The following is a 5,039-nucleotide window of genomic DNA, read 5'->3' as shown; positions in this document are numbered from 1 at the left end:
TCCTGGACGTTCAAGGTCAAGCTCGACCCGAACTACCGGGGCGACGGCAGTGACATCGGCAACGTCGCGACCGCCGGTTCCGACACCCCCGACCCCAACCCCGGCAACAACGACAGCGACCCCGCGGGTCCGCCCGGGGACCGCGTCCGGGACCCGCTCTCGGACATCGAGATCAGCAAGACGGTGGCGAACGGCTGACGCGAGTCGTCCGCACCACTGACCGTGGCCGGGCCGCGCCCGGTCGGCGTCATCCGCGTCCGTACGAGATCCGCGTACGCACGAGGACGACACCGGCCGGGGACGCGGCCCGGCCGCATGTGAGAATCCTGTGTGCGTGAATGCCGCCGTCGGGGGTATCCGGTGAGCATCGGGGGCAGACGTGTGCCCGTGTGAGGGAACCGTACGGGCGCGAGGTGCGTCCATGCCCCGGGCGGCGAATCGTCCGGGCAGGTGGGACGGCCGTGAACCGAACGGAAGCGTGGGGGAGCACATGGGGCAGTGGGGCCGGGCGGCAGGGGCGGGTCAGCGGATCCTCATCGTCGACGATCACGAGGCCAACCTCTTCGCCCTGGAGAGCGCTCTCGCGCCCCTCGGGCACCCGATCGAGCGGGCCACCGGCGGCGACGAGGCCCTGAAGGCGGCGCTGCGCGGCGGCGTCGCGGTGATCGTGCTCGACCTGCTGATGCCGGGCGTCGGCGGCCTGGACGTGGTGCGCTACCTCAAGGCGCTGGAGGCGACGGCGGACATCCCCGTGGTCCTGGTCAGCGCGGCCGAGCCCACGACGGCCGTCGCGGAACAGGCCATGGAACTGGGCGTCGCGGACCTGCTGGTCAAGCCGATAGACCCGTGGGCGCTGCGGATCAAGGTGGAGTACCTGTACCGCAGCGCGGCGGGGCCCGTCGATCAGGGGCTGTACTTGACCACCAGGGTGACCTCCCCCTCGTAACGTCCCGGGGCGAGGGCCCTGGGGCGGGCCTGCATGACCTTGAGCGGCAGCGAGAGCGACGCGTCGGGCAGCGCGCCGTCGAAGAGGTCGGCCGCGGCGAACTCCACGCCCGCCGCGTTCAGGACGCGGCCGTTCAGCTCGATCCGCAGGGGCACGCCCTTGTCGTCCTCCCCGCCGTCCACCCGCTTCAGCTCGGCGTCGCCGTCGAGCCGCACCCGGACGGACGTCTTGTTGTCCTCGCTGAAGAAGCGGACCTGCTGTCGGTACGGAAGGATCCCGTCCGCCGCTCTGACGTCGAAGTCCAGGACCTCGGGCAGCGCGCTCCGGTCCGCCCCGAGCAGCTGCAGTGCCTGCTCGGCGGCGACGCGGAACTTCACCTGTGCGCGTACGGAGTGCTGGTCGCGTGGCTCGCTCATGAGTCGCGTACTCCCTTCGGCCGCCAGGGCTCGCGGTGTGCGCGGAGGGTTCCTCGGCGGACGTCCGTCCACCCGCGTGCCCCGGAACCGGCCCCTCACGCGACGGGTGGACCGGCGTTGTCCGCACGCCCCCTCGGGCGCCCCTGGACGCCCTCAGGCGCGCCCCTCAGTGGCGCGCCGTCATGCCGACAGCGGGCGTCGCTCGGCGACGAAGTTCGCGAACACCTCGCCGTCGATCGCCTTTGACGCCCAGCCGACCGGGAGCCGCAGCAGCCGGGTGAGCGTCTCGTCGCAGACCACCGGCAGCGTGTCGGCGGTCTCGTAGCGGTCCGCGACCGCGTGCAGTTCGCGGATGCCCGCGCGCGCCTCGGTCAGCCGGGTCCTGAACAGGGCCTCCGTCCCGGCGTCGACACCGCCCTCGGCCACCACCACCAGACCGGCGAGGCCGTCGCCGAGCGCGTGCCAGCACTGCGCCGTCGCGTCCAGCCGCGCCGCCAGCGAGAGCGCCGCGCGCGCCAGGCACCGGTAGGTGTCGTCCAGCAGGTGCAGGGCGGCCGACTGGGGCTGGAGGCCGTGGAGTTCGGCGAGCTGTGCCGCGTACTCGTGGTCGACGTCCTCGCGCGCCTTCACCTGGGCGGCGAGCCGGGTCAGGAGCACGCCGTCGGTGGTCGTGGGGGTGGACCGGACGAGCGGGGCGCCGTCCGTGGGCGCCTGGGCGAGCGCGAGGAGGAACGGGGGCGCCGCGGCGTCGGGCATCCGGGCGCCCGCGGCCAGCAGCTCCTCGTCCACGTCGCGCAGCGTGTCGTTGAACTGCGGCAGGGCGTCGAGGAGCTGGAGGATCCGGGTGTTGGCGGCGCCGTAGCGGGCGTGCGCCTCGGCCGCCACCGAGCGGAACCCGCTCAGGTCGGCGTCGAGGGACCGGGCCAGCGCGTCGAGGCCTGCGGACGTCTCGGCGGCCTCGCCCGCGGCCCGCTCGGTCTCCTGCCGGAGCGCGGCGACGAACTCGGCGAACTCCGCCCTGCCCTCCGGGGTGCCCAGCGCGCCGACGAGGCGGTCGACGTCCGCATTGGACAGCGTCCCGTAGAGGTTCGCGAAGCCCTTCACACGCGCGTAGCTCCTGCGGACCGCCGGGTTGAGCGTGCTGAGCCAGTACGCGGCGTGGCCGCGGACCATGCGCTGCGCGGGGGCCGTGTCGGTGACGTCCTTGAGGTGGATGTCGGGCTGGGCCAGGACGGTGGCGCAGTAGCTCTGGACCGTGGCGCCCGTCGCGTACGTGCCCGCGAGGGCGTCGGTGAAGCCGCTCGGGACGAGGGGTGCGTCGGAGGGTACGGCGTTGGTCATGGGGCCTCCCTGGGCTGACGCGCGGGGCGGACAGGAGCCCGTCGGACGCGGTTGGATCAAGGTCGTTCCTGGCGCCCGTACCCCCACGGCGCGACGCCATGCCCTCCGTGCCGCCGACGGGGGGACACCGGTCAGTAGTCGTCCAGGCCCGCGCGGATGCCGACGCGGGCCAGCTGGACGCGGTTGTCGGCGTCGAGCTTCGTCATCAGCCGGCTGACCTTGCTCTTCACGGCCGTCTCCGAGGTGCCGAGGCGGCCGGCGATGTCGTGGTTGGTCAGCCCCCGGCAGACCAGGCGCAGGACGCCCTCCTCGGACCGGGACAGCGGCAGGGGCCCGTCCGGGGCGGGCGGCGCGGGTGACGCGGCGATGCGGCTGAGGACGCCTCCGGTGACGGCCGGGTCGAGCACGTGACGGCCGTGGTGGACGGTGTGGATGTGGGCGAGGAGCTGCTCGGTGGGCGTGTCCTTGAGGAGGTAGCCGGAGGCACCCGCCCGGATCGCGTCGTCAACGTAACCGTCCTGGCCGAGCATGGTGAGCATCAGGACCTTGGGCGGCGCGGGCAGCAGGCGCAGCTCGCGCGCCGCCTCGATCCCGTCGGTGCCCGGCATGTCGATGTCGACGAGCGCGACGTCCGGCTGGTGCGCGCGGGCCGCCGCCACCGCGCTGCGGCCGTCCCACGCCTCGGCCACCAGGTGCAGCTCCGGATCGCACTCCAGGACGGCGGCCAGGGCCTGGCGCGTGACGGTGCTGTCGTCGGCGAGCAGCAGACGGATCACGGGGACTCCTCCTCGGGGGCGGCCGGTACGGGCAGGACGGCGGCCAGCGTGAACGCGCCGGTCGCGTGGCGGCGGGTGGTCAGCGTGCCGTGCAGCAGGGAGACGCGCTCGGCGAGCCCCGTGAGGCCGTGGCCGCCGCCCGGCAGGGTCCGCGCGGCGCGGGCCGGGGGCGGCGGGGTGTCGACGGTGACGGCCAGCCGGTCGCCGTCGTGGTCGACGCGCAGGACGGCCCGGGTGCCCGGGGCGTGCTTGGCGGCGTTCGTCAGGGCCTCCTGCACGATGCGGTACGTGGCGTGGCGGTGGGCGGACGGTACGAACAGGGTGCCGGTGCGTGCGTAGTCGACGTCGTGCCCCGCGGCCCCGTGCGCCGCGACCAGGTCGTCCAGGAGCCGGTCCAGGGGGCGGGCCTCGACGGCCGCGGCTGCCTCCGAGCGGAGCAGGCCGAGCAGTTCGCGCAGCTCCGTCAGCGCGGCCCGGCCCTGCTCCCGTACCGTGCCGAGCTGGCTCCCGGCCTCCGGCAGCCGCAGCGCCAGGGCGTCGGCGAACAGCGTCATGTTGCCCACCCGGTGGGCGACCGTGTCGTGCATCTCGCGGGCGATGCGCTGGCGCTCCCGCAGCCGGGCGTCCTCCGAGGCCAGGCGGCTGCGCTCCTGCCAGTGGGCGGCGACCTCGCGGCGGCGGGCGACGGCGTAGCCGAGCATCACCGGCCAGGCGTCCTGCACCAGGCCGAGGCCGAGCTCCAGGATCGAGTGCTGGTTGTAGACCATCCACAGCGGGCGGGCCAGCACGGACAGCGCGGCGCAGCCGATCAGCACCGGCAGCGAGCGGACCCGCCTGCCCAGGCCGTACTGGGCGCAGTGGGTCGCCGGGTAGAGGCCCGCGGGGGAGATGGGGCCCTGGACCAGGGAGACCAGGAGCAGTACGAGGACGGGGTGGCGGCGTCTGGCGGCCAGCAGCGCACTCGCCACGAGCCCGCACACCAGGTAGCGGAGGGAGGCCGCCCGCCAGACCCCGCCCTCCACCGCCTCCACGGCCTGGACGACCGAGAGCAGGGCGGTGAGCAGGGAGAGCAGCCAGGCGGGGCTGCGGGCCCACCACTCGGCCAGGGCGCCTGCCCGGCTCCGCCACCGGTCCCGCCAGGGCGTACGGCCCAACGGGGCCTCGGGCAGGCCCTCTTCGGGCTGCTCCGGCCCTGCTGCCCGGAGTGAAGGCAGGGAGACTGGGGAGGCGTTCGGCATGAGTGTCAGGGGTGGCGAAAAGGGCAGAAGGGGCGGAAGCGGTACGGGGGGACACGCGGGGCGGGGAGAGCGCCCCGTACGAGTGTGTCCACCACCCGCACCGGCGGACCAGAGGCTCCCGGCGCCGGAGGCCGGGACCACCGGCCCGGCCGGGAGGGCCGTTCTGCCCCCGGCGCCCGGCGCGGCGGAGGTAGCACACCGGCGCCCGGCCCCGGCGCCACTTTCGTCGCGGATCCGGCCCTTCCACCGCCCGGAGCATGGATCGAGGCACGACCACGCCGCCCGCCGCCCGCCGCCCGCCGCCCGCCGCCCGCCGCCCGCC

At 74.9% G+C, this 5,039-nt stretch carries 6 protein-coding genes; 2 read left to right on the top strand and 4 right to left on the bottom strand.

All coding sequences use genetic code 11. The annotated features are described in order from the left end of the window. Together ABT160_RS46315 and ABT160_RS46310 are read left to right on the top strand one after the other, a co-directional pair. Positions 1-198 (top strand): hypothetical protein (locus ABT160_RS46315; protein WP_351656267.1); only part of this gene is annotated, 198 nt, incomplete at its 5' end. A 280-nt stretch (positions 199-478) separates the two neighbouring features. Then, entirely contained in the window at positions 479-946 is a 468-nt protein-coding gene (locus tag ABT160_RS46310) for a response regulator (RefSeq protein WP_351656264.1), read from the top strand. Here the strand turns inward: ABT160_RS46310 and ABT160_RS46305 are convergent. The 4 genes from ABT160_RS46305 to ABT160_RS46290 form a co-directional block, all read right to left on the bottom strand. Next, positions 904-1,362 (bottom strand): CS1 type fimbrial major subunit, encoded by a 459-nt coding sequence (locus ABT160_RS46305; protein ID WP_351656261.1) that lies wholly within the window; start codon positions 1,360-1,362, stop codon positions 904-906. The genes ABT160_RS46310 and ABT160_RS46305 overlap by 43 nt on opposite strands. A gap of 180 nt (positions 1,363-1,542) precedes the next feature. After that, the gene (locus ABT160_RS46300; protein WP_351656259.1) at positions 1,543-2,703 is read right to left on the bottom strand and encodes an HBL/NHE enterotoxin family protein; all 1,161 of its coding nucleotides are present in this window, start codon (positions 2,701-2,703) and stop codon (positions 1,543-1,545) included. A gap of 131 nt (positions 2,704-2,834) precedes the next feature. Further along, positions 2,835-3,479, bottom strand: a complete 645-nt coding sequence (locus ABT160_RS46295) for a response regulator transcription factor (RefSeq protein WP_351656256.1) — start codon at positions 3,477-3,479, stop codon at positions 2,835-2,837. Continuing rightward, the gene (locus ABT160_RS46290; RefSeq protein ID WP_351656250.1) at positions 3,476-4,717 is read right to left on the bottom strand and encodes a sensor histidine kinase; all 1,242 of its coding nucleotides are present in this window, start codon (positions 4,715-4,717) and stop codon (positions 3,476-3,478) included. Before ABT160_RS46290 ends, ABT160_RS46295 begins: the two co-directional genes overlap by 4 nt. Positions 4,718-5,039: the final 322 nt, after the last annotated feature.

The organism is Streptomyces sp. NPDC001941 (genome assembly GCF_040296945.1).
GTDB lineage: Bacteria > Actinomycetota > Actinomycetes > Streptomycetales > Streptomycetaceae > Streptomyces.
The sequence above is the reverse complement of the archived record's forward strand: the minus strand, read 5'-3'. Positions and strand labels throughout refer to the sequence as shown.